The organism is Streptomyces sp. HUAS ZL42 (assembly GCF_040782645.1).
GTDB lineage: Bacteria > Actinomycetota > Actinomycetes > Streptomycetales > Streptomycetaceae > Streptomyces.
In genome coordinates this window covers 4,813,812-4,836,208 of the sequence record NZ_CP160403.1, presented here as the reverse complement: position 1 = coordinate 4,836,208, position 22,397 = coordinate 4,813,812, and the positions used below count along the sequence as shown (strand labels likewise).

General features: G+C 71.2%; 20 protein-coding genes. 15 read left to right on the top strand and 5 right to left on the bottom strand.

Features of this window, described 5'->3' with window-relative positions; translation table 11 throughout:
* The first annotated feature begins 97 nt into the window (after positions 1–97).
* The 5 genes from pdhA (ABZO29_RS22205) to ABZO29_RS22185 are packed head-to-tail and all read left to right on the top strand — an operon-like array spanning position 98 to position 6,028.
* Positions 98–1,243, top strand: a complete 1,146-nt coding sequence (pdhA, locus tag ABZO29_RS22205; RefSeq protein WP_367321940.1) for a pyruvate dehydrogenase (acetyl-transferring) E1 component subunit alpha — start codon at positions 98–100, stop codon at positions 1,241–1,243.
* Positions 1,240–2,244, top strand: coding sequence for an alpha-ketoacid dehydrogenase subunit beta (locus tag ABZO29_RS22200; RefSeq protein WP_367321939.1), 1,005 nt, complete (start codon positions 1,240–1,242; stop codon positions 2,242–2,244). The genes pdhA (ABZO29_RS22205) and ABZO29_RS22200 overlap by 4 nt, the downstream gene beginning before the upstream one ends.
* Positions 2,244–3,665 carry a dihydrolipoamide acetyltransferase family protein gene (locus ABZO29_RS22195; RefSeq protein WP_367321938.1) on the top strand — a complete coding sequence of 474 codons (1,422 nt, stop codon included), beginning with the start codon at positions 2,244–2,246 and terminating at the stop codon, positions 3,663–3,665. Before ABZO29_RS22200 ends, ABZO29_RS22195 begins: the two co-directional genes overlap by 1 nt.
* A 45-nt stretch (positions 3,666–3,710) precedes the next feature.
* Positions 3,711–4,688: a DUF6457 domain-containing protein gene (locus ABZO29_RS22190; RefSeq protein ID WP_367321937.1), complete on the top strand. Its 978-nt coding sequence runs from the start codon at positions 3,711–3,713 to the stop codon at positions 4,686–4,688.
* Positions 4,685–6,028 carry a molybdopterin molybdotransferase MoeA gene (locus tag ABZO29_RS22185; protein ID WP_367321936.1) on the top strand — a complete coding sequence of 448 codons (1,344 nt, stop codon included), beginning with the start codon at positions 4,685–4,687 and terminating at the stop codon, positions 6,026–6,028. Before ABZO29_RS22190 ends, ABZO29_RS22185 begins: the two co-directional genes overlap by 4 nt.
* Positions 6,029–6,065: 37 nt before the next feature.
* On the opposite strand, the gene ABZO29_RS22180 is transcribed toward ABZO29_RS22185, so the two are convergent.
* Together ABZO29_RS22180 and ABZO29_RS22175 are read right to left on the bottom strand one after the other, a co-directional pair.
* Complete coding sequence (locus ABZO29_RS22180) at positions 6,066–6,914, bottom strand: ABC transporter permease (protein WP_367321935.1); 849 nt, start codon at positions 6,912–6,914, stop codon at positions 6,066–6,068.
* Positions 6,911–7,927 (bottom strand): ATP-binding cassette domain-containing protein, encoded by a 1,017-nt coding sequence (locus ABZO29_RS22175; RefSeq protein ID WP_367321934.1) that lies wholly within the window; start codon positions 7,925–7,927, stop codon positions 6,911–6,913. The genes ABZO29_RS22180 and ABZO29_RS22175 overlap by 4 nt, the downstream gene beginning before the upstream one ends.
* A gap of 128 nt (positions 7,928–8,055) precedes the next feature.
* Here ABZO29_RS22175 and ABZO29_RS22170 point away from each other — a divergent pair, with 128 nt between their 5' ends.
* Positions 8,056–9,039: an NAD(P)H-quinone oxidoreductase gene (locus tag ABZO29_RS22170; protein WP_367321933.1), complete on the top strand. Its 984-nt coding sequence runs from the start codon at positions 8,056–8,058 to the stop codon at positions 9,037–9,039.
* 162 nt (positions 9,040–9,201) lie between these two features.
* Here the strand turns inward: ABZO29_RS22170 and ABZO29_RS22165 are convergent, their stop codons facing one another.
* Entirely contained in the window at positions 9,202–9,672 is a 471-nt protein-coding gene (locus ABZO29_RS22165) for a hypothetical protein (protein WP_367321932.1), read from the bottom strand.
* A 149-nt stretch (positions 9,673–9,821) separates the two neighbouring features.
* Here ABZO29_RS22165 and ABZO29_RS22160 point away from each other — a divergent pair, with 149 nt between their 5' ends.
* Both ABZO29_RS22160 and ABZO29_RS22155 read left to right on the top strand, forming a co-directional pair.
* Positions 9,822–10,406: a PadR family transcriptional regulator gene (locus ABZO29_RS22160; RefSeq protein WP_367321931.1), complete on the top strand. Its 585-nt coding sequence runs from the start codon at positions 9,822–9,824 to the stop codon at positions 10,404–10,406.
* Between the two features lie 86 nt (positions 10,407–10,492).
* Entirely contained in the window at positions 10,493–11,038 is a 546-nt protein-coding gene (locus tag ABZO29_RS22155) for a bacterial proteasome activator family protein (RefSeq protein ID WP_367321930.1), read from the top strand.
* A 72-nt stretch (positions 11,039–11,110) separates the two neighbouring features.
* Here the strand turns inward: ABZO29_RS22155 and ABZO29_RS22150 are convergent, their stop codons facing one another.
* Positions 11,111–12,736 (bottom strand): protein kinase, encoded by a 1,626-nt coding sequence (locus tag ABZO29_RS22150; RefSeq protein WP_367321929.1) that lies wholly within the window; start codon positions 12,734–12,736, stop codon positions 11,111–11,113.
* Positions 12,737–13,145: 409 nt separating this feature from the next.
* Here ABZO29_RS22150 and ABZO29_RS22145 point away from each other — a divergent pair, with 409 nt between their 5' ends.
* The 5 genes from ABZO29_RS22145 (at position 13,146) to ABZO29_RS22125 (ending at position 19,227) form a co-directional block, all read left to right on the top strand.
* Entirely contained in the window at positions 13,146–14,720 is a 1,575-nt protein-coding gene (locus ABZO29_RS22145; RefSeq protein ID WP_367321928.1) for a protein kinase, read from the top strand.
* A gap of 387 nt (positions 14,721–15,107) precedes the next feature.
* Entirely contained in the window at positions 15,108–16,286 is a 1,179-nt protein-coding gene (gene pdhA, locus ABZO29_RS22140; protein WP_367321927.1) for a pyruvate dehydrogenase (acetyl-transferring) E1 component subunit alpha, read from the top strand.
* A 2-nt stretch (positions 16,287–16,288) separates the two neighbouring features.
* Positions 16,289–17,269: an alpha-ketoacid dehydrogenase subunit beta gene (locus ABZO29_RS22135; RefSeq protein WP_367321926.1), complete on the top strand. Its 981-nt coding sequence runs from the start codon at positions 16,289–16,291 to the stop codon at positions 17,267–17,269.
* Between the two features lie 10 nt (positions 17,270–17,279).
* On the top strand, positions 17,280–18,662 hold the full coding sequence (locus ABZO29_RS22130; protein ID WP_367321925.1) for a dihydrolipoamide acetyltransferase family protein: 1,383 nt from the start codon (positions 17,280–17,282) through the stop codon (positions 18,660–18,662).
* Positions 18,663–18,759: 97 nt separating this feature from the next.
* Positions 18,760–19,227: an HIT family protein gene (locus ABZO29_RS22125; protein WP_367321924.1), complete on the top strand. Its 468-nt coding sequence runs from the start codon at positions 18,760–18,762 to the stop codon at positions 19,225–19,227.
* A gap of 55 nt (positions 19,228–19,282) precedes the next feature.
* Here ABZO29_RS22125 and ABZO29_RS22120 read toward each other — a convergent pair whose 3' ends face one another.
* Complete coding sequence (locus ABZO29_RS22120; protein WP_367321923.1) at positions 19,283–20,182, bottom strand: D-alanyl-D-alanine carboxypeptidase family protein; 900 nt, start codon at positions 20,180–20,182, stop codon at positions 19,283–19,285.
* Positions 20,183–20,390: 208 nt separating this feature from the next.
* Between ABZO29_RS22120 and ABZO29_RS22115 the strand changes: the two genes are divergently transcribed.
* Both ABZO29_RS22115 and ABZO29_RS22110 read left to right on the top strand, forming a co-directional pair.
* A complete protein-coding gene (locus tag ABZO29_RS22115; RefSeq protein WP_367321922.1) occupies positions 20,391–21,065 on the top strand; it encodes a GntR family transcriptional regulator in 675 nt (224 codons plus the stop codon).
* Positions 21,062–22,363 (top strand): nitrate/nitrite transporter, encoded by a 1,302-nt coding sequence (locus ABZO29_RS22110; protein WP_367321921.1) that lies wholly within the window; start codon positions 21,062–21,064, stop codon positions 22,361–22,363. The genes ABZO29_RS22115 and ABZO29_RS22110 overlap by 4 nt, the downstream gene beginning before the upstream one ends.
* Positions 22,364–22,397: the final 34 nt, after the last annotated feature.

The following is a 22,397-nucleotide window of genomic DNA, read 5'->3' as shown; positions in this document are numbered from 1 at the left end:
GCGCCTGTAGCCAAAATGTGCCGGCGAACCGAACAATCGGTAGGTGAGGCGCACCACACCGCAGCGCCTCCCGAAGCTCCCACAAGGAGGTGCCGTCATGACGGTCATGGAGCAGCGGGGCGCTTACCGGCCTACGCCGCCGCCCGCCTGGCAGCCCCGTACCGACCCCGCGCCCCTGCTGCCCGACGCGGAGCCCTACCGCGTTCTCGGCACGGAGGCGGCCGCGAAGGCCGACCCGGCCCTGCTGCGCCGGCTGTACGCCGAGCTGGTGCGCGGCCGCCGCTACAACGCGCAGGCCACCGCGCTCACCAAGCAGGGCCGACTGGCCGTCTACCCCTCCAGTACCGGTCAGGAGGCCTGCGAGGTCGCCGCCGCACTCGCCCTGGAGGAGCGGGACTGGCTCTTCCCCAGCTACCGCGACACGCTCGCCGCCGTCGCCCGCGGTGTGGACCCCGTCGAGGCGCTCACGCTCCTGCGCGGTGACTGGCACACCGGCTACGACCCCCACGCGCACCGCGTCGCCCCCCTGTGCACCCCGCTCGCCACCCAGCTGCCGCATGCCGTCGGCCTGGCGCACGCCGCCCGCCTCAAGGGCGACGACGTGGTCGCGCTGGCGATCGTCGGCGACGGCGGCACCAGCGAGGGCGACTTCCACGAGGCGCTGAACTTCGCCGCCGTCTGGCAGGCCCCGGTCGTCTTCCTGGTCCAGAACAACGGCTTCGCCATCTCCGTCCCGCTCGCCAAGCAGACCGCGGCCCCCTCCCTGGCCCACAAGGCCGTCGGATACGGCATGCCGGGCCGGCTGGTCGACGGCAACGACGCGGCCGCGATGCACGAGGTGATCACCGACGCCGTGCGCCGCGCACGCGCGGGCGGCGGTCCCACGCTGATCGAGGCCGTGACCTACCGCATCGACGCGCACACCAACGCCGACGACGCGACCCGCTACCGCGGCGACGCCGAGATCGAGACCTGGCGCGAACACGACCCGATCCTGCTGCTGGAACGCGAGCTGACCGCGCGAGGGCTGCTCGACGAGGACGGCAAGCAGGCCGCGCGGCAGGCCGCGGAGGCCATGGCCGCCGACCTGCGCGAGCGCATGAACCAGGACCCGGTGCTCGACCCCATGGATCTGTTCGCCCATGTGTATGCCGAGCCCACCCCGCAACTGCTCGAGCAGCGCGCCCAGTTGAGGGCCGAGCTGGAGGCCGAGCACGGCGTCGAGGAGGGTACGGCCCGATGACCACTGTCGCCGTGAAGCCGGCCACCATGGCGCAGGCCCTCACGCGCGCGTTGCGCGACGCCATGGCCGCCGACCCGAGCGTGCACGTCATGGGCGAGGACGTCGGCACCCTCGGCGGTGTCTTCCGCGTCACCGACGGTCTCGCCAAGGAGTTCGGCGAGGACCGCTGCACGGACACGCCGCTGGCCGAGGCGGGCATCCTGGGCACGGCCGTGGGCATGGCCATGTACGGTCTGCGGCCGGTCGTGGAGATGCAGTTCGACGCGTTCGCCTACCCGGCGTTCGAGCAGCTGATCTCGCACGTGTCCCGCATGCGCAACCGCACGCGCGGCACGATGCCGCTCCCGATCACCATCCGCGTCCCCTACGGCGGCGGCATCGGCGGTGTGGAGCACCACAGCGACTCCTCCGAGGCGTACTACATGGCGACTCCGGGGCTCCATGTCGTCACGCCCGCGACCGTCGCCGACGCCTACGGGCTGCTGCGCGCCGCCATCGCCTCCGACGACCCGGTCGTCTTCCTGGAGCCCAAGCGCCTGTACTGGTCGAAGGACTCCTGGAACCCGGAGCACCCCACGGACGTTGAACCCATCGGCCGTGCCGTGGTGCGGCGCCCCGGCCGGAGCGCCACGCTGATCACGTACGGTCCGTCCGTGCCCGTCTGCCTCGAAGCCGCCGAGGCCGCGCGGGCCGAGGGCTGGGACCTCGAAGTCGTCGACCTGCGCTCCCTGGTGCCGTTCGACGACGAGACGGTCGGCGCTTCGGTGCGGCGGACCGGGCGCGCGGTCGTCGTGCACGAGTCGGGTGGGTTCGGCGGGCCGGGCGGGGAGATCGCGGCCCGGGTCACGGAGCGCTGCTTCCACCACCTGGAGGCACCGGTGCTGCGTGTGGCCGGGTTCGACGTCCCGTACCCGCCGCCGATGCTGGAGCGCCACCACCTGCCCGGCGTCGACCGGATCCTGGACGCCGTGGCGCGTCTGCAATGGGAGGCCGAGAGCTGATGGCACAGGTGCTGGAGTTCAAGCTCCCCGACCTCGGGGAGGGGCTCACCGAGGCGGAGATCGTCCGCTGGCTGGTCCAGGTCGGCGACGTCGTCGCCGTCGACCAGCCGGTCGTCGAGGTCGAGACGGCCAAGGCGCTGGTCGACGTGCCCTGCCCCTACGGCGGTGTCGTCACCGCCCGCTTCGGCGAGGAGGGCACGGAACTGCCCGTCGGAGCCCCGCTGCTGACGGTGGCCGTGGGCGCGCCGGCCTCCGGCGGTGACACCGAGGCGTCGGGCGAGAGCTCGGGCAACGTCCTCGTGGGCTACGGCACGGGCGCGCCTCCGGCCCGACGCCGGCGGGTGCGGCCGGCAGCACCGACGGGGCCGACGCCCCGGACGGCTTCGGCGCCCACGGCTGCTCCCACGGCGCCCACGGCTGCTCCCACGGCGCCCGACGTGCCTGCCGCGAACGGCCTCGGCGCCGAGGGCCCCGTGCCGGTGATCTCCCCGCTCGTGCGCAGGCTCGCCCGCGAGAACGGCCTCGATCTGCGGGAGTTGACGGGCTCCGGCCCCGACGGACTGATTCTGCGGGCGGACGTGGAGTACGCGTTGCGGGCCGCCGCCGCGCAGGGAAGGGCGGCCCAGCCGTCGACGGCGCCCCACGAGCACGTGGCGGCACCGGTACCCGCACCGGCCGCCGCCCCTGCCGCAGCCGCCCCCGGCGGCACCCGCATCCCGCTCAAGGGTGTCCGGGGTGCCGTCGCCGACAAGCTCTCCCGCAGCCGCCGCGAGATTCCGGACGCGACCTGCTGGGTGGACGCCGACGCCACGGAGCTCATGCGCGCGCGGGCCGTCATGCAGCGTTTTTCCGGGGGACACCCCCAGACCCCCGCAGCGGGAGGACCGAAGATCTCCCTGCTCGCCCTTCTCGCCCGTATCTGCACGGCGGCCCTCGCCCGGTTCCCCGAGCTGAACTCCATGGTCGACATGGAGGCCAGGGAGGTCGTACGGCTGGATCACGTCCACCTCGGTTTCGCCGCCCAGACCGATCGGGGGCTCGTCGTCCCCGTCGTACGGGACGCGCACGCGCGCAACGCCGAGTCGCTGACCGCAGAGTTCGCCAGGCTGACCGAGGCCGCCCACGCGGGCACCCTCACTCCCGCGGATCTCACCGGCGGCACGTTCACGCTGAACAACTACGGGGTGTTCGGCGTCGACGGCTCCACACCGATCATCAACCACCCCGAGGCGGCCATGCTCGGCGTCGGCCGTATCGTCCCCAAGCCGTGGGTGCACGAAGGCGAACTGGCGGTGCGGCAGGTCGTGCAGCTCTCGCTCACCTTCGACCACCGGGTGTGCGACGGCGGCACGGCGGGCGGCTTCCTGCGGTACGTGGCGGACTGCGTGGAACAGCCCGCGGTGCTGCTGCGCACCCTGTGACCGGGCGCCGTTCCCCGTGATCGTGACGGCACGCATACTCGTGGGGTGACCTCGTACGAGCCCCCCGGAGCCGCCGGCCCCGACGCCGCCGTGTACGACGCCGTCGTGCTCGCCGGCGGCGCCGCGCGGCGGCTCGGCGGCGCGGACAAGCCCGGGCTGTGGGTGGGCGGGCGTGCCCTGCTCGACCGGGTGCTCGGTGCCTGCGCCGAAGCGCGCACCACCGTGGTCGTCGCCGACCCTCGCCCCACCGCCCGGCCCGTGCTGTGGGCGCGCGAGGAGCCGCCCGGCGCGGGACCGGTCGCCGCGCTCGACGCCGGGCTGCGCCGCACCACGGCCGAGGTGGTCGTCGTCCTCTCCGCCGACCTGCCGTTTCTCGAAGCGGACACGGTACGGCGGCTGAGCACCGCCCTGCGCGCGAGCGCCGACGCCGACGGTGTGCTGCTCACCGACGCCGACGGCCGCGACCAGCCGCTCGTCGCCGCGTATCGCGCACCCGCACTGCGTCGCGGACTCGCGGCCCTCAGCCATGCCGCGTCCACCAGCGGCTCCGCCGCGGACGGCGGCCTCACGGGGCTGCCCCTGCGCCGGCTGACCGCGGGGCTTCGCCTCATGCGCGTTCCGGACCCCGTCGCGTCCTTCGACTGCGACACCTGGGACGACATCGCCACAGCCAGGACACGGATCAGGGAGCATGGGCACGTGTTGGATGAATGGATTTCCGCAGTCAAGGACGAGCTGGGCATCGACCTGGACGTCGACACCAAGGCGCTGCTCGATCTCGCCCGGGACGCCGCCCACGGCGTGGCACGGCCCGCCGCGCCGCTGACCACCTTCCTTGTCGGCTACGCGGCCGCCCAGGCGCAGGGAGGGCCTCAGGCCGTCGCCGAGGCCACCCGCAAGGCCGCGGCCCTGGCGCTGCGCTGGGCGGACGAGTCGGGCGGGGCCGAGTCCGCCGGGCCCGGCGACGCCGAGCCCGATGTGGCTCCCGATGCCACGCCCGACAAGCGCCCGGACGCCGGATGAGCGCCCCTGGTGTCCGGGACGACCAGGACGCCGAGGACCTCGACGTCGAGGAGGTGCTGGCCCTCGTGAAGGACGGCAACGGCTCCGCACGACCGGCGCACGCACCCGCCGCGCAGGGCACCTCCCACGGCGGCCGCCATCCGGGCACCGCGTGGCCCGAGGCCCGGGCGATCGCCGCACGCGCCGCCCGTGCCGGCTCCCGTCGTGCCCCCGTCTCCGTGCCCCTCGACGACGCCCTCGGTCTCGTGTTGGCCGCCCCCCTCACCGCCCTGACCGACCTGCCCTCCTTCGACACCTCGGCGATGGACGGGTGGGCCGTCGCCGGACCCGGCCCCTGGGACGTACGGGACACGGGTGTGCTGGCCGGGCACGCTGGGCCGGGGGCCCTCGAGGACGGCGAGGCCGTCCGCATCGCCACCGGCGCCCGGATCCCGCCGGACACCACAGCGGTCCTGCGCAGCGAGCACGGACGCACCGACGCCAAGGGCCGTCTGCACGCCGCCCGCGAAGTCGCACACGGCCAGGACATCCGCCCGCGGGGCCAGGAATGCCGCAGCGGTGACCAGCTCCTCCCCGTGGGCACCCTGGTCACACCGGCCGTGCTCGGTCTCGCCGCGGCCGCCGGGTACGACACCCTCACCGCCGTTCCCCGCCCCCGCACCGAAGTACTCGTCCTCGGCGACGAGCTGCTCACCGAGGGTCTGCCGCACGATGGGCTCATCCGGGACGCGCTCGGTCCGATGCTCCCGCCCTGGCTGCGCGCGCTGGGCGCCGAGGTCACCGGTGTCCGCAGGCTGGGCGACGACGCCAAGGCGCTCCGCAAGGCGATCACCGCCTCCGACGCCGACCTGATCGTCACCACCGGCGGCACCGCCGCGGGTCCCGTCGACCATGTGCACCCCACCCTGCGGCGGATCGGAGCCGAGCTCCTCGTGAACGGGGCCGACGTCCGCCCCGGCCACCCCATGCTGCTGGCCCGCATCAAGGAGAACCAGCACCTCGTCGGCCTGCCCGGCAACCCCCTCGCGGCCGTCTCCGGCCTGCTGACGCTCGCCGAACCCCTGCTGCGCACGCTCGCCGCACACCCTGCCCCGGAGCCGTACACACTGCCCCTCCAGGACGGGGCGCACGGGCACCCGCACGACACCCGGCTCGTCCCTGTCGTCCTGCGCGGCGACCGTGCCGTTCCCCTGCACTACAACGGCCCGGCGATGCTGCGCGGCATCGCGGCGGCCGACGCCCTCGCGGTCGTACCACCGGGCGGCGCCCGCCCCGGTCAGGAGACGGAACTCCTCGACCTGCCGTGGGCGAGCGCCGGAATCGGGGTCTGTTTCACGTGAAACGTCGGGTCCGCCCCGGGAAGGGGCGGACCGAGCGCTACTTGCGGTTGTACAGCCGCATCGTGACCGGCCCGAAGACCAGCACGAACAGGCCCGCCCACCCCAGCGACCAGGCGACCTCGGCGGCCGGCCAGTCGCCCGCCATCAGTCCCCGCACCGCGGACGACAGATGGGTGATCGGGCTGTTGTTGACGAACGCCTGCAGCCAGCCCGGCATGGTCCTCGGGTCCACGAAGACGTTGGACAGGAAGGTGAGCGGGAAGATCACCATCATGCTGACGCCCATCACCGACTTCTCGGTGCGCAGCAGCAGGCCGAACATGGTCCAGATCCACGAGAACGCGAACGAGAACACCACCAGCAGGGCGATCCCGGCAAGCACGCCCAGGACGCCGCCGTCCGGGCGGTAACCGAGGATGAGCCCGACGGTGAGCATCACGACGGACGCGATCGTGTACCGCAGGGCGTCGCCGAGCAGATAGCCGACCATCGTCGCCGGCCGCCAGACGGGCAGCGAGCGGAACCGGTCGAAGACGCCCTTCTCGATGTCGGTGTTGACCGAGACGCCGGTGTACATCGTGATCATCACGACCGACATCACGAGGATGCCCGGCAGCAGGAACTGGATGTACTCGCCCGGGGAGCCGGCCAGGGCGCCCCCGAACAGATAGGTGTACATCAGCACCATCATGATCGGGAACGCGGTGACGTCGAAGAGCTGCTCCGGCACATGCTTGATCTTGAGCATCGCGCGCCAGCCGTAGGTCAGACAGGCCGACCACGCGCTGGGTCGGGGCGGCCGCTCCTTGGCGATCAGCAGTTCGGCCAGCGACTCGGTGCTGACGGGGGCGAGGTCATGGGTCTCGGTCGTCGTCGCGGTGCTCATGCCATCACCTCGTTGTTCGCGTCGGGAGCGTCTTCGCGGGCGTCGTGCGTGTCGTGTCCGGTGAGGGCGAGGAACACCTCGTCGAGGCTGGGCTGGCCGAGCGAGAAGTTGTCGACGGTGACGCCGGCCCGGGCCAGTTCCCCGAGCGCCCGGGCGGCCTGCTCGGCGGCGGCTCCGCTCGCGGCCGCACCCACGCGCGCGGTCAGCGCGACCGGATCGGGCTCCGGCTGCACATGGGCGTCGAGCGTCCGGCGCAGCACCTCCGCGGCGAGGGGCCGCTGCTCGGCGTCCCGCAGCCGCAGATGTACGGTTCCGGCGCCGACGGACGCCTTCAGCTCGCCCTTGGTGCCCTCGGCGATCACCCGGCCGTGGTCGATGACGGCGATCCGGGAGGCCAACTGGTCGGCCTCGTCGAGGTACTGCGTGGTCAGCAGCACCGTCGTGCCCTGGGCGACCACGGCCCGCACGATGTCCCACACCTGGTTGCGGCTGCGCGGGTCCAGACCGGTCGTCGGCTCATCGAGGAAGAGCAGGTCGGGCGTGTTGAGGATGGACGCGGCGATGTCGATGCGCCGCCGCATACCGCCGGAGTAGTGCTTGACCTGCTTCCCGGCCGCCTCGCTCAGGCCGAAGGCCTCCAGCAGCCGGCCGGACCGCTGCCGGGCGGCCTTCTTGCCGTGGCCGAGGAGACGGCCGAGCAGGACCAGGTTCTCGGTGCCGGTGAGGTCCTCGTCGACGGAGGCGTACTGGCCGGTGAGGCTCACGCGCCCGCGTACCTCGTCGGCCTCCCGGACGACGTCGTGGCCGAAGACATGGGCCTCGCCTCCGTCGGGCCTGAGCAGCGTGGCGAGCATCTTCACGGTGGTGGTCTTGCCGGCGCCGTTCGGGCCGAGGACGCCGTAGACCGTGCCGGTCGGCACGGCCAGGTCGACTCCGTCGACGGCCCTGGTGTCGCCGAACGTCTTCACCAGGCCCGCGGTCTCGATGGCCAGGCCGGCGGTGTGCTGGCTCATGGTGGGGTGTCCTTCCGCGTACATGGGTTACGCATGGGGAGACCTTTACCGTCGCGCGAACTCATCGGTCGGCGCACGTGAATTTCCCGGGGAATCCCGATTCGGGGGGGAGGAGTAGCGTCCTGCCCATGCATGCGATCACGATTCCCGAACCTGGTGGGCCCGAGGCGCTGGTGTGGGACGAGGTCCCCGACCCGGTGGCCGGTGAGGGCGAGGTCCTGGTCGAGGTGGTGGCGGGCGCGGTCAACCGTGCCGACATCCTGCAGCGTCAGGGCTTCTACGACCCGCCGCCCGGCACGTCCCCCTACCCCGGCCTCGAGGTCTCCGGGCGCATCGCCGAACTCGGCCCGGGCGTCTCCGGCTGGGCCGTCGGCGACGAGGTGTGCGCGCTGCTCGCGGGCGGCGGCTACGCCGAGAAGGTCGCCGTGCCGGCCGGCCAGTTGCTGCCCGTGCCCGAGGGCGTCGGCCTCAGGCAGGCCGCGGCGCTGCCCGAGGTGGTGTGCACGGTCTGGTCGAACGTCTTCATGGTCGCCCACCTGCGGCCGGGCGAGACGCTGCTCGTCCACGGCGGCTCCAGCGGTATCGGCACCATGGCGATCCAGCTGGCCAAGGCCGTCGGTGCGAAGGTCGCCGTCACGGCGGGCACCGAGGAGAAGCTGGAGCGGTGCGCCGAACTGGGTGCCGACATCCTGATCAACTACCGGGAGCAGGACTTCGTGGCCGAGGTCAGGAAGGCCACCGACGGGGCGGGTGCGGACGTCATCCTCGACAACATGGGCGCCAAGTACCTGGACCGCAACGTCCAGACCCTCGCCGTCAACGGCCGCCTCGCGATCATCGGCATGCAGGGCGGCATCAAGGGCGAGCTGAACATCGCCGCGCTGCTGGGCAAGCGCGCCGCGATCAGCGCGACCTCGCTGCGGGCGCGCCCGCTCGGCGAGAAGGCGGCCATCGTGGCGGCCGTACGCGAACACGTCTGGCCCCTGATCGCCGCAGGCCACGTCCGCCCGGTCGTCGACCGCGAACTCCCGATGAGCGACGCCCCCGCCGCCCACCGGGTCGTGGAGGACAGCGGCCACGTCGGCAAGGTCCTGCTGGTCGCGAAGCCCTAAGGCCTCTTCTGACGGATCTCCGCGGCGTCGCGACGCCCGGCACGCACGCTCGGCGTGCGGCGCGAAGGGACAGGTGGCTCCGTCACATGACCCTCCACGCCGCACGCCGAGCGCACGCAGCAGACGCCGCTCCCTCTCCCACGGAGATCCATCAGAAGGGCCCTAGCCACGCCGCAGACGCAGGGCGAGGAAGGCGGTTCCGAGGCCCAGGCCGATGAGGAGCAGCCCGCTGCCGAGCGGCAGGATCCGCAGGACCCGTACGGCGGGCTGCTCCTCCTGCGAGGCGGCATGCTGCATGGGCTCGGGCGGCGCGGAGGGCACGAGACCGGCCTCGCCGGGCGGTTCGGGTACGACGGTGGAATCGTCGGTGCCTGTATCGGTGTCGTCGGCGGGAGCGTCGGTATCGGTGAAGTCGCTCCCCTCCTCGTCGTCCCGTCCCGGCCGCTGCCGACCTTCACCCGCCCGGCTTCCGGCGCGGTTCGGTCCGTCGTCGGATGCGGAGGCGGAGGGAGTGACGGACGCCGATGCGGCGTACGCCGAAACGCTGCCGTGCGTCGAAACGCTCCCGTACGGCGCAAGGCTGCTGTACGACGCGACGCCCCCGAACGCCGACAGCACCACCACCCCCGTCATGCACACCGCTCGCCGCCATGGAGTCACACCGGTGACCCCCTTTCGGAGCCCGGTCGCCGAGGAAGAAAGACGTCACAAGCTTCACATGAGATAACAATCCCGGCATTGCATACTCCGCCGAGAAGGCGATCCCACTGCACAATCCGGTTATGTCGATACGACACGGGCTGCTGGCGCTCCTGGAGCGCGGCCCCCGCTACGGCTCCCGGCTGCGCACCGACTTCGAGGCGCGTACCGCCGCGACCTGGCCGCTGAACATCGGCCAGGTCTACACGACCCTCGCGCGGCTGGAACGGGACGGAATGGTCGTGCAGCAAGGCGTGGACGAGGCGGGACGGGTGCTGTACGCGTTGACGGAGCCGGGCCGGGCCGAGCTGCGGGCATGGTTCACACGGCCCGTGGAGCGGGCGACCCCGCCGCGTGACGAGTTGGCGATCAAGCTGGTGATGGCGGTCCACGCGGCCGGCGTGGACGTACGGGAGGTCGTGGAGACCCAGCGCCGGCATGTGGCGGAGGCGCTGCACACCTACGTACGGCAGCGTGCGCGGCTGCTCGCCGAGGTGCCGGAGCACCCGGACGAGATCACCCGGCTGCTCGTCCTGGAGCAGCTGGTCTGCCACGCGGAGGCCGAGGTGCGCTGGCTGGACCTGTGCGAGGTCCGGCTGCTGCGCCTCACCCGCGGGGGAAGCCCGGACGAGCCGGACGAGTCGCATGAGCCGGACGAGGAGACGTGACGCGAACCCGGTCCTCGTGCACGGTGGATCACCCTCCACCGGGGGCACCACGGTGATGAGGTGTACGCGTGCGAGAGAATGGCGGCATGGAGATGCCGAGGAACGACAGATCGCCGGAGAACGCCCAGAAGATCCTGGTCGTGGGCCAGGACGGCATGGCACTCGCCGGCATCGAACCAGACGAGGACTCCCACGAGACCCCGCTGACGGAGCAGGTCGAGCAGCCGGCCAAGGTCATGCGGATCGGCAGCATGATCAAGCAGCTCCTCGAGGAGGTGCGCGCCGCTCCCCTCGACGAGGCGAGCCGGGCCCGGCTCAAGGAGATCCACGCCAGCTCGGTGAAGGAGCTGGAGGACGGTCTGGCGCCGGAGCTCGTGGCGGAGCTGGAGCGGCTCTCCCTGCCGTTCAATGACGAGGCGACGCCTAGCGACGCCGAACTGCGTATCGCGCAGGCCCAGTTGGTCGGCTGGCTGGAGGGCCTGTTCCACGGCATCCAGACCACGCTGTTCGCCCAGCAGATGGCCGCGCGTGCCCAGTTGGAGCAGATGCGCCGCGCCCTCCCGCCGGGTGTGGGCCACGATGGCTCCGAGGAGCAGCGCCCGGGCGGCCGTTCGGGCGGTCCGTACCTGTAAGCGGCGGGGTGCAAAAGGGGCCCGGCGCCGGCGCCGGGCCCCTTTCTGACAGCTTTGCCGACGACCTGCGGATCAGGACGGCGGGTTGCCCGTCGACACGCTGAGTTCGATCTCCGGCATGTCCTTCGGGTCGACGTCCGTGCCGGCGGAGGGGAACTGGTCCATGACGGCGCCCTCGCCGTACGTGTTCTCCTCGTAGTCCTTGATCTTCATCTTCCATCCCGCGGCCTGGAAGCACTCCTTGACCGACGCGATGTACTTGAACTTGAAGTCAGGGATCCGGATCTTGTCGGGGTCGTTGTACGACTCCTGCGGCTCGCTGCACTCGGTCGAGTCGATCGTCTTCGACGTGTCGGGGCCCCGGTAGCCCGCCGCCTTGGTGGCGGACGCCGACGCCGACTGGCTCGATCCGCCGCTGCCGCCCTCGTTGCCGGTGTTGTCCCCGTTCATCATCAGGGCCGCGATCAGCGCGCCGACCGCGGCGACCGCGACGACGGCCGAGCCGATGACGACCGGCTTGTTGCTCTTCCCGCCGCCCGGGGGCGACGAGACGGCGGTCTGCGGGGTGATGTTGTACGGCGGAGGCGTCTGCGGGGTGTACGGGGCCGGATTCGGCGTCTGGTAGCCGCCCTGCTGCGGGTAGCCGTACGCGGGTGCGGGCGACGGGGTGCTGTACGGGTTCGGCGTCGGCTGGTACGGCGTCTGCACGGGCCCCGTGGGCGCCGGGGTCGACTGGTCGACCGGCGGGAACACCGCTGAGCCGACGCCCGCGCCGCTCGACGTCCGGGCGCCGGGGACGATGCTCGGCGGGGCCGCCTGGAAGGACGCCGCCACCCGCAGGCATTCGTCACGCATGGACACGGCCGTCGGGAAGCGCTCGTTCGGGTTCTTCCGCAGGGCACGGGCGACCAGCGCGTCCACGGCCGGCGGAAGCGCGCGGTTGACCGAGGAGGGCGCGACCGGCTCCTCCTGCACATGCGCGTACGCGATCGCCAGCGGCGAGTCCGCGTCGAACGGCAGCCGCCCGGTGACCAGTTGGAACAGCATGATGCCGACCGAGTAGAGGTCGGAGCGCGCGTCCACGCCCCGGCCGAGCGCCTGCTCCGGCGACAGGTACTGCGGGGTGCCGACGACCATGCCGGTCTGCGTCATGGACGTCACACCGGACTGCATGGCGCGGGCGATGCCGAAGTCCATCACCTTGACGACGCCGCGCTTGGTCATCATCACGTTGCCCGGCTTGATGTCCCGGTGGACCAGGCCCATCTCGTGGCTGATCTCCAGCGCGGCGAGCACGTCCGCGGTGATCTTCAGGGCCTTGTCGGCGGGCATCGCGCCGAACTGCCGTACGTCCTCGTCGAGCACGGAGCCGAGCGGGCGGCCCTCGACGTACTCCATGACGATGTACGGCGTCGTCATCCCCTCGAGGGTGTCCTCGCCGGTGTCGAAGACCGAGACGATGTTGGTGTGCGTGAGCTTGGCCACGGCCTGGGCCTCGCGGCGGAAGCGCTCGCGGAAGGCCTGCTCGCGGCCCAGTTCGGTGTGGAGTGTCTTGATCGCGACCTGGCGGTCGAGCACGGAGTCGTAGGCGAGGTGCACCGAGGCCATGCCGCCCTCGCCGAGCAAGTCGCGCAGCTGATAGCGGCCACCGGCGAGCGCCCGCCCCGCAAACCGGCCCTGTGCGCCGTCCTGGCTCATGTTCCGCGTCCCCCATAGGCCTTCAGGCGCCGTTGACCGCCCTTGCCCAGCCGTTGACCGATGCCGCTGCTCGAAAGCCGTTGACCGAAGCCATCGATCGAAGTCATCGATCAGCCATTGATCGAAAGTGCTATTCCCGGCCAAGTCTGCCCCAGGGCACTGACACGTCAAGCTCGGTGCCCGTTCCGTGACCGTACGCGAAAGAAGCGTCGCGCAAGCGTTACAGGGGGCGTACGGGCGGTACACAGAATTTGCACGAGAGCGCGTGCTACGGATGTGATGGCCGGTCGGCCCGGCACCTGTTGCCGGGGTCGTCCCGGTCCGGCGGCTTGCGTGGAGGCTGTAGCGTGGCCGACGGAGACCGTAACAACACCGCGCGCACCGCGGGCAGAAACGACGGCGAGGACCGATGGCACAGCAGCAGCGCGCTCAGGGCCCGTCCGACCCCGAGGCGACTGGCGGCGGGATGTCAGACGCGCCGGAGCTGTGGGGTAACGGCGGGCTTGTCGGTGACGGCCGGTACCGGCTGACCCGCAGACTCGGCCGGGGCGGCATGGCCGAGGTGTTCGCCGCCGAGGACGTGCGCCTCGGGCGGACCGTGGCGGTCAAGCTGCTGCGCGCCGACCTCGCCGAGGACCCGGTCTCCAAGGCCCGCTTCACGCGCGAGGCCCAGTCGGTGGCGGGGCTCAACCACCATGCCATCGTCGCCGTTTACGACTCCGGCGAGGACTTCGTGGGCGGCCAGTCGGTGCCGTACATCGTGATGGAGATCGTCGAGGGCCGCACCATCCGCGACCTGCTGATCAACGCCGAGGCGCCGGGCCCGGAACAGGCCCTGATCATCGTCTCCGGTGTGCTCGAGGCGCTCGCCTACTCGCACCAGCACGGCATCGTGCACCGCGACATCAAGCCGGCGAACGTCATCATCACCGACAACGGCGCCGTGAAGGTGATGGACTTCGGCATCGCCCGCGCCCTGCACGGCGCGTCCACGACGATGACGCAGACCGGCATGGTCATGGGCACCCCGCAGTACCTGTCGCCGGAGCAGGCCCTCGGCAAGGCGGTCGACCACCGCTCCGACCTGTACGCCACGGGCTGTCTGCTGTACGAACTCCTCGCGCTGCGGCCGCCGTTCGTCGGCGAGACCCCGCTGTCGGTGGTCTACCAGCATGTTCAGGACATCCCGACGCCCCCGTCGGAGGTCTCGGACGCCTCCCCGCCGGAGCTGGACGGTCTGGTCATGCGCTCGCTCGCCAAGGAGCCGGACGACCGTTTCCAGACCGCCGAGGAGATGCGCGGCCTCGTCCAGTACGGGCTGACCATGCTGTACGACCAGGGCGGGCACACCGGTACCTGGAACACCGGCCCGGTCACGATGCACGACGGCCGGCACACCCCGGCGGGCGGCTTCGCGAACACGACGGTGCTGCCGCACCCGGGCGACGGCGCCGGCACCACGCAGATCCCGCAGCCGATGCTGCCCGGCGGGTACGGCGGCGGGGACGACGGCGGCTTCGAGGGCCACGGCAACAAGGGCAGCGGCCGCGGCAAGCTGTGGGTCCTCGCGGTGCTCGCGGTGATCGCCATTGCCGCGGGTGTGGCGCTGGCCCTGAACAACGGGGGCAACGGTGGCGGGGGGAAAGGCACGACGCAGTCGCCGACCACCTCGCAGACCGCCACGGACGAGCAGTCCAGCGCGACGCCGAGCGAGGAGCCGTCCGACGAGGAGACGGGCGACTCGACGGACAACGGCACCGGTTCGGACGACGGGTCGCACTACTCGCCGTCCTACACGCCCTCGTACACGCCGTCAGAGACCGCCAGCAGCGAGCCGAGTGACGAGCCGTCGGACGGGGCGAGCGCTTCCCAGACGGCGTCCCCTTCCGACCCGGCGTCCGAGCCGTCCGACCCGGGCGGATCGAACCCGGCCGACGGCGGCACCGGCAACGGCGGTGCGACAGGGCTCGGGAGCCTCGGCTGAGCGTTCGGCCGGTTCACTACTGTCACAGAAAGTAACCGTCGGTCGCTTTCGGTAGCGGGTGATGCTCGAGACCCGCCCGAGGTGAACTCTTCCGGTGACCTGGGTCACCGAGATAACGTGCCGTTGTTCCGGCCCCCTGCAAGGCTGTGACCAGCAACTGTTCCCGGCTTTCGCGATTTACTTGGAAATCCAAGCAAAAACGCAGGTCAGGAGGGGTTTCACAGAAATGTGGAGCACTGGGTAACGTGCCTACTGCAGGGCGCTCGCCGGGGCACCTGTCACGCCTGTTTCCCACGGGCCGCACCCACCCTGTGCGTCCGTGGGGCCTCAGGTGAGCCGCACTGGCACCCGGCGAACCCGGGTAGCCGGACCGACGGAGGAGCACGAGTGACCGTGGAGAGCACTGCCCCGCGCAAGCCGCGACGCAGCGCCGGTACCAAGAGCACGGCCGGCAAGCGCACGACCGCAAGGAAATCGCCACACGCCGAGCCCGAGCTCGTACAGCTGCTGACGCCCGAGGGCGAGCGTGTCGAGAACGCCGAGTACGACAAGTACGTCGCCGGCATCACCCCCGAAGAGCTCCGCGGCCTGTACCGCGACATGGTGCTCACCCGTCGCTTCGACGCCGAGGCCACCTCCCTGCAGCGCCAGGGCGAGCTGGGCCTGTGGGCGTCGCTGCTGGGCCAGGAGGCCGCCCAGATCGGCTCCGGCCGGGCCCTGCGCGACGACGACTACGTCTTCCCGACCTACCGCGAGCACGGCGTCGCCTGGTGCCGTGGCGTCGACCCGACCAACCTGCTCGGCATGTTCCGCGGCGTGAACAACGGCGGCTGGGACCCGAACGGCAACAACTTCCACCTCTACACGATCGTCATCGGCTCCCAGACGCTGCACGCCACGGGCTACGCGATGGGCATCGCCAAGGACGGCGCGGACAGCGCGGTCATCGCCTACTTCGGCGACGGCGCCTCCAGCCAGGGCGACGTGGCCGAGTCGTTCACGTTCTCCGCGGTCTACAACGCCCCGGTCGTGTTCTTCTGCCAGAACAACCAGTGGGCGATCTCCGAGCCGACCGAGAAGCAGACCCGTGTGCCGCTCTACCAGCGCGCGCAGGGCTTCGGCTTCCCGGGCGTACGGGTGGACGGCAACGACGTCCTGGCGTCCCTGGCCGTCACCAAGTGGGCCCTCGAGCGTGCCCGCAGCGGCGAGGGCCCGACCCTGGTCGAGGCGTACACCTACCGCATGGGCGCCCACACCACCTCCGACGACCCCACCCGCTACCGGGGCGACGAGGAGCGGCTGGCCTGGGAGGCGAAGGACCCGATCCTGCGGCTTCGCCGCTACCTGGAGGCCTCAAACCACGCGGACGAGGGATTTTTCGCGGAACTCGAGGCCGAGAGCGAGGCGTTGGGCAGGCGAGTGCGCGAAGCGGTCCGTGCCATGCCGGACCCGGACCACTTCGCCATGTTCGAGAACGTGTACGCGGACGGGCATGCGCTCGTCGACGAGGAGCGAGCCCAGTTCGCCGCCTACCAGGCGTCGTTCGCAGATGTAGAGGGGGCCTGATCATGGCAGCGGAGAAGATGGCCCTGGCCAAGGCGATCAACGAGTCGCTGCGCAGCGCCCTGGAGGCCGACCCCAAGGTCCTCGTCATGGGCGAGGACGTCGGCAAGCTCGGCGGCGTCTTCCGTGTGACGGACGGTCTGCAGAAGGACTTCGGCGAGAGCCGCGTCATCGACACGCCCCTCGCGGAGTCGGGCATCGTCGGCACGGCGATCGGTCTCGCCCTGCGCGGCTACCGCCCCGTGGTGGAGATCCAGTTCGACGGCTTCGTCTTCCCGGCGTACGACCAGATCGTCACGCAGCTCGCGAAGATGCACGCGCGCTCGCTGGGCAAGGTCAAGCTCCCGGTCGTCGTCCGCATCCCCTACGGCGGCGGCATCGGCGCGGTCGAGCACCACTCGGAGTCCCCGGAGGCGCTCTTCGCGCATGTGTCGGGTCTGAAGGTCGTCTCCCCGTCGAACGCCTCCGACGCGTACTGGATGATGCAGCAGGCCATCCAGAGCGACGACCCGGTGATCTTCTTCGAGCCCAAGCGGCGCTACTGGGACAAGGCCGAGGTCAACACCGAGGCGATCCCCGGCCCCCTGCACAAGGCACGTGTGGTCCGCGAGGGCACCGACCTGACCCTCGCCGCCTACGGCCCGATGGTCAAACTCTGCCAGGAGGTCGCCGACGCGGCCGCCGAGGAGGGCAAGTCCCTGGAGGTCCTGGACCTGCGCTCGGTCTCACCGCTCGACTTCGACTCGATCCAGACCTCGGTGGAGAAGACCCGCCGGCTGGTCGTCGTCCACGAGGCCCCCGTGTTCTTCGGCTCCGGCGCGGAGATCGCCGCCCGGATCACGGAGCGCTGCTTCTACCACCTGGAGGCCCCGGTGCTCAGGGTCGGCGGCTACCACGCCCCGTACCCGCCGGCCCGCCTGGAGGAGGAGTACCTGCCGGGCCTGGACCGGGTGCTCGACGCCGTCGACCGTGCCCTGGCGTACTGAGGAGAAGGTCGTGACGACGATGACTGAAGCGTCCGTTCGGGAGTTCAGGATGCCCGACGTGGGCGAGGGACTCACCGAGGCCGAGATCCTCAAGTGGTACGTGCAGCCCGGCGACACGGTGACGGACGGCCAGGTGGTCTGCGAGGTCGAGACGGCCAAGGCGGCCGTGGAACTCCCCATCCCGTACGACGGTGTGGTCCGCGACCTCCACTTCCCCGAGGGCACCACGGTCGACGTGGGCACGCCGATCATCGCGGTGGACGTGACGGGCGGCGGGGCCCCGGCGGAGGCACCCGCACCGAAGACGGCGGAGCCCCCGAATGAGGAGCCGAAGCCCGAGAGCACGGGCCGCACGCCCGTCCTCGTCGGCTACGGCGTGGCCACCTCCTCCACCAAGCGCCGTCCGCGCAAGGGCCCGGAGGTCCCGGTGCAGGAGGCCTCCGCCGCGCTGCAGTCCGAGCTGAACGGCCACGGTCAGGCCAAGCCGCGCCCGCTGGCGAAGCCGCCGGTGCGCAAGCTGGCGAAGGACCTCGGCGTCGACCTGGCGACGATCACCCCGTCGGGCCCCGACGGCATCATCACGCGCGAGGACGTCCACGCGGCGGCGGCCCCGCCGCAGGCCCCCGAGCCGGTGACGGTGGCGGAGCCGGCTGTTTCCGCGCCTCCCGCGCCCGTACCGACGTACGACACGGCCCGTGAGACCCGTATCCCCGTCAAGGGTGTCCGCAAGGTCACGGCCGCGGCGATGGTCGGCTCGGCGTTCACGGCGCCGCACGTCACGGAGTTCGTGACGGTCGACGTGACGCGCACGCTGAAGCTCGTCGAGGAGCTGAAGCAGGACAAGGACATGCAGGGCCTGCGGGTGAACCCGCTCCTGCTGATCGCCAAGGCCCTGCTCGTCGCGATCAAGCGCCATCCGGAGATCAACGCGTCCTGGGACGAGGCGAACCAGGAGATCGTGGTCAAGCACTACGTCAACCTGGGCATCGCGGCGGCGACCCCCCGCGGCCTGATCGTCCCGAACGTCAAGGACGCGCACGACAAGACCCTTCCGCAGCTGGCGGAGGCGCTGGGCGAGTTGGTGGGCACGGCGCGCGAGGGCAAAACGTCCCCGGCGGCCATGCAGGGCGGCACCGTCACCATCACCAACGTCGGCGTCTTCGGCGTCGACACCGGCACGCCGATCCTCAACCCCGGCGAGTCCGCGATCCTCGCGGTCGGTGCGATCAGGCTCCAGCCGTGGGTCCACAAGGGCAAGGTGAAGCCGCGTCAGGTGACCACCCTGGCGCTGTCCTTCGACCACCGCTTGGTGGACGGCGAGCTGGGCTCCAAGGTGCTGGCGGACGTGGCGGCGATCCTGGAGCAGCCGAAGAAGCTGATCACCTGGGCCTGACCCGGTGAGCCACGGTCGCCCCGTCCCGCCTCCGGCGCGGCGGGGCGACCGGCGTTTCCGGGAGCACCACAGCCGAAAAAGGGGAAGGCGGAACAGGGTGTCGGACACCGACTGGATCGACGTACTCAGACAGGGCGACGAACCCAACGTCCTGCACCGGATGCGGACCGGCTGGGCCGTCCTGGGCAGCACGCAGTTCCTGCCCGGCTACTGCCTGCTGGTCCACGAGAGCGCGGACCATCTGACCGACCTCTCGCGTGCCGACCGGGCCGGCTTCCTGATGGATCTTTCCCTGCTGGGCGAAGCGGTCCAGCAGGTCTGCTCGGCAGCCGACCCGGAGTTCTACCGCGTCAACTACGAGATCCTCGGCAACTTCTGGAACCATCTGCACGCGCACGTCCACGCCCGCTACCACTGGGAGCCTCAGGAGCGCCGGCGCGCCCCGGTGTGGCTCTACGGCGAGGAGCGCACGGCCCCCGAACACAGCCCGGGACCGGCCCACGACAAACTCCGCTCCGCCCTGGCCGAGGCGCTCGCGGCCATCACCGCGGACGCGTACCGATGAGTGGCAACGGGCCCGCCGCAGAGTCGCGGCGGGCCCGTTCACGGAGTGCGCGGCGTCAGCTGATCTTGGCGTAGCCGTAGGTGATCAGCTTCTTCACGTCCGTCGTGCGGTTGGCCGCGGAGGACGAGGCGAGGACGGTGCCCATCACCGACTCGCCGTTGAGCGTGGCGGCGAAGACGAGGCAGTACTGGGCCGAGGTGCCGGAACCGGTCTTCACGCCGAGCGTGCCGTTCCAGCCGAGCAGCGTGTTGGTGTTGGCCCACGCGGCCATCGTGCGGGTGGAGCCGGTGCTGGTGATCGTCTTGGCCGTGTACGACTTGGTCTTCACGACGCTCTTGAACGTGGTGCTCTTCATGGCGCTCCGGGCGAGCTTCGTCAGATCGCGCGGCGTCGAGTAGTTGGAGCCGTTGCTGATGCCGTCGAACGAGTCGAAGTGCGTGTTCGTCATGCCGAGGCTCGTGGCCATCGTGTTCATCTTCGAGATGAACGACTTCGTGCGCGCGGACACGGTCGTGCCGGTACCGAACTTGTCGGCGAGGGCCATCGCGGCGTCGCAGCCGGACGGCAGCATCATCCCGTAGAGCAGCTGGCGGACGGTGACCTTGTCGCCGACGATCAGGTGTGCCGACGAGGCGCCCTTGGAGACGATGTAGTCGCTGTACGCCTTCTTGATGGTGACCTTGGCGTCCAGGTTCAGGTTCGACTGCGAGAGGACGACCTTCGCGGTCATGATCTTCGTCGTGGAGGCGGTGAGCCTCTTCGTGTCGGCGCCCTTGGCGTAGAGCGTCGTGCCGGTCGCGCTGTTCATCAGGAACCCGCCCTTGGCGGTGATGGTGGGCGTCGTGAGAGCTTGCGCGGGTGCCGCGGTGAGAGCTCCGGTGGCGAGCACTGCGGCGGTCGTCACGGCGACGGCGGCGGCCCTGCGGACACGGAAACCCTTGGTGGCGGTTATCAACTCAAATACCCCGAATACGTCGAATGCCCCGGAAATGCGGCCGAGTTGGAGAGAAGAAGGTGGGGCCGCACGTGTGTGACACGTAAGTAGCACGAGAGGTTGTGCGACAGTCGTACGCAAATTCGGAGTTCCGCGTGTGGCGTCCGTCACCGGTCCGCATGGTGGATGGTGACGCCTCATAAGTGCGTGTTGTATCTATCCTGTTCGCATGCCGTCCGCCCCACCCGCGCCCGTGAAGCCGACCACCAAGCAACCCCCCGCCGCCGACCGCGTCTACACCCACGTCAAGCAGGGCGTCCTGGACCGCCGTTACGAGGGCGGAACGCTGCTCACCGAAGGAGAGCTCGCCGAGGCGGTCGGGGTGTCACGCACCCCCGTGCGCGAGGCGCTGCTGCGGCTCGAGGTGGAGGGGCTGATCAAGCTCTACCCGAAGAAGGGCGCGCTGGTCCTGCCCGTCTCCGCGCAGGAGATCGCGGACGTGGTGGAGACCCGGCTGCTGGTCGAGGAGCACGCCGCCCGCAAGGCCGTACCCGCGCCCCGCGGGCTCATCGAACGGCTCGAGGAACTGCTCGAGCGGCAGAAGGAACAGGCCGCCGCCGGTGACCTGGCCGCGGCCGCCGTCACCGACCGCTGCTTCCACGCGGAGATCGTCCGCAGCGGCGGCAACGAGATCCTTTCGCGGCTGTACGACCAACTCCGCGACCGCCAGCTGCGCATGGGAGTCGCCGTCCTGCACTCCCACCCCGACCGGATCGCCAAGGGCCTCGTCGAGCACGAGGAGATCCTCGAAGCGCTGCGCTCCGGCGACGCGGAGGCGGCCGTCGGAGTGGTGCACCGGCACATCAGCTGGTTCTCGCACCTGGCGCGGGGTGAGGTCCGATGAGCTCCTCCTCGGCCGCGCTGCCGGGAGACCCTCCGGGCGGCGGGCGCGCCGTCGCCGTCTGGGGCGTCGGCGTCTCGGTCTACTTCGTCGCCGTCATCTTCCGTACGTCCCTCGGGGTGGCCGGTCTCGACGCGGCGGACCGTTTCCATGTGAACGCCTCCGCCCTGGCGACGTTCTCGATCCTGCAGCTGCTCGTGTACGCGGGCATGCAGATCCCCGTCGGCCTGCTCGTCGACCGGCTCGGCACGAAGAAGGTGCTGGGCATCGGGGTCGTCCTGTTCACGGCGGGCCAGCTCGGCTTCGCCCTCTCACCCACGTACGGCATGGCGCTCGCCTCGCGCGCGCTGCTCGGATGCGGTGACGCGATGACCTTCATCAGCGTGCTGCGGCTGGGCACGCGCTGGTTCCCGGCCCGGCGCGGGCCCCTGGTCGCGCAGCTCGCGGGGCTGGCCGGGATGGCGGGCAACCTGGTCTCCACGCTCGTACTGGCCCGGCTGCTGCACGGCGTCGGATGGACGGCGGCGTTCGCGGGCAGCGCGCTGGCGGGTGTGGTGGTGCTGGTGCTGCTGCTGTTGTTCCTGAAGGACCACCCCGAGGGGCACGAGCCCGAGCCCTTCCCGCACCGGGGCGCGGCGTACGTGCGCCGGCAGATCGCCGCGTCCTGGCGGGAGCCGGGGACGCGGCTCGGGCTGTGGGTCCACTTCACGACCCAGTTCCCGGCGATGGTCTTCCTGCTGCTGTGGGGGCTGCCGTTCCTGGTGGAGGCCCAGGGGCTGTCGCGGGCCACGGCCGGGGAACTGCTGACCCTCGTCGTGCTGGCCAACATGGTGATCGGGCTGGTGTACGGCCAGATCGTCGCCCGGCACCACGGGGCGCGGCTGCCGCTCGCGCTGGGGACGGTGGGGGCGACGGCCTCGGTATGGGCCGTCACCCTGTTCTACCCCGCCGACCGGGCGCCGATGTGGCTCCTTGTGGTGCTGTGCGCGGTGCTGGGGGCGTGCGGGCCGGCCTCGATGATCGGGTTCGACTTCGCCCGGCCGGCCAATCCCGCGGAGCGGCAGGGGACCGCCTCCGGCATCACCAACATGGGTGGCTTCGTCGCCTCCATGACGACGTTGTTCGCGGTCGGGGTGCTGCTGGATGTGACCGGGGACGACTACACCGTCGCGTTCTCCGTGGTGTTCGTGCTGCAGGCGCTCGGCGTGAGTCAGATTCTGCGGTTGCGGAGGCGGGCGGCCCGGCGGGAGCGGGAGCGGCTGGTCGCCAGCCGGGTGGAGACGGTGCACGTTCCTGCGTGACGGTGCCCCGTGCCGGGGTCTGTGTGGGGTGGGT

Excerpts from the sequence above, each read along its gene's own strand:
- pdhA (WP_367321940.1), top strand. The coding sequence starts at position 98 with ATGACGGTCATGGAGCAGCGGGGCGCTTACCGGCCTACGCCGCCGCCC.
- ABZO29_RS22200 (WP_367321939.1), top strand. The coding sequence starts at position 1,240 with ATGACCACTGTCGCCGTGAAGCCGGCCACCATGGCGCAGGCCCTCACG.
- ABZO29_RS22195 (WP_367321938.1), top strand. The coding sequence starts at position 2,244 with ATGGCACAGGTGCTGGAGTTCAAGCTCCCCGACCTCGGGGAGGGGCTC.
- ABZO29_RS22185 (WP_367321936.1), top strand. The coding sequence starts at position 4,685 with ATGAGCGCCCCTGGTGTCCGGGACGACCAGGACGCCGAGGACCTCGAC.
- ABZO29_RS22180 (WP_367321935.1), bottom strand. The coding sequence starts at position 6,914 with ATGAGCACCGCGACGACGACCGAGACCCATGACCTCGCCCCCGTCAGC.
- ABZO29_RS22175 (WP_367321934.1), bottom strand. The coding sequence starts at position 7,927 with ATGAGCCAGCACACCGCCGGCCTGGCCATCGAGACCGCGGGCCTGGTG.
- ABZO29_RS22170 (WP_367321933.1), top strand. The coding sequence starts at position 8,056 with ATGCATGCGATCACGATTCCCGAACCTGGTGGGCCCGAGGCGCTGGTG.
- ABZO29_RS22165 (WP_367321932.1), bottom strand. The coding sequence starts at position 9,672 with ATGACGGGGGTGGTGGTGCTGTCGGCGTTCGGGGGCGTCGCGTCGTAC.
- ABZO29_RS22160 (WP_367321931.1), top strand. The coding sequence starts at position 9,822 with ATGTCGATACGACACGGGCTGCTGGCGCTCCTGGAGCGCGGCCCCCGC.
- ABZO29_RS22155 (WP_367321930.1), top strand. The coding sequence starts at position 10,493 with ATGGAGATGCCGAGGAACGACAGATCGCCGGAGAACGCCCAGAAGATC.
- ABZO29_RS22150 (WP_367321929.1), bottom strand. The coding sequence starts at position 12,736 with ATGAGCCAGGACGGCGCACAGGGCCGGTTTGCGGGGCGGGCGCTCGCC.
- ABZO29_RS22145 (WP_367321928.1), top strand. The coding sequence starts at position 13,146 with ATGGCACAGCAGCAGCGCGCTCAGGGCCCGTCCGACCCCGAGGCGACT.
- ABZO29_RS22135 (WP_367321926.1), top strand. The coding sequence starts at position 16,289 with ATGGCAGCGGAGAAGATGGCCCTGGCCAAGGCGATCAACGAGTCGCTG.
- ABZO29_RS22115 (WP_367321922.1), top strand. The coding sequence starts at position 20,391 with ATGCCGTCCGCCCCACCCGCGCCCGTGAAGCCGACCACCAAGCAACCC.
- ABZO29_RS22110 (WP_367321921.1), top strand. The coding sequence starts at position 21,062 with ATGAGCTCCTCCTCGGCCGCGCTGCCGGGAGACCCTCCGGGCGGCGGG.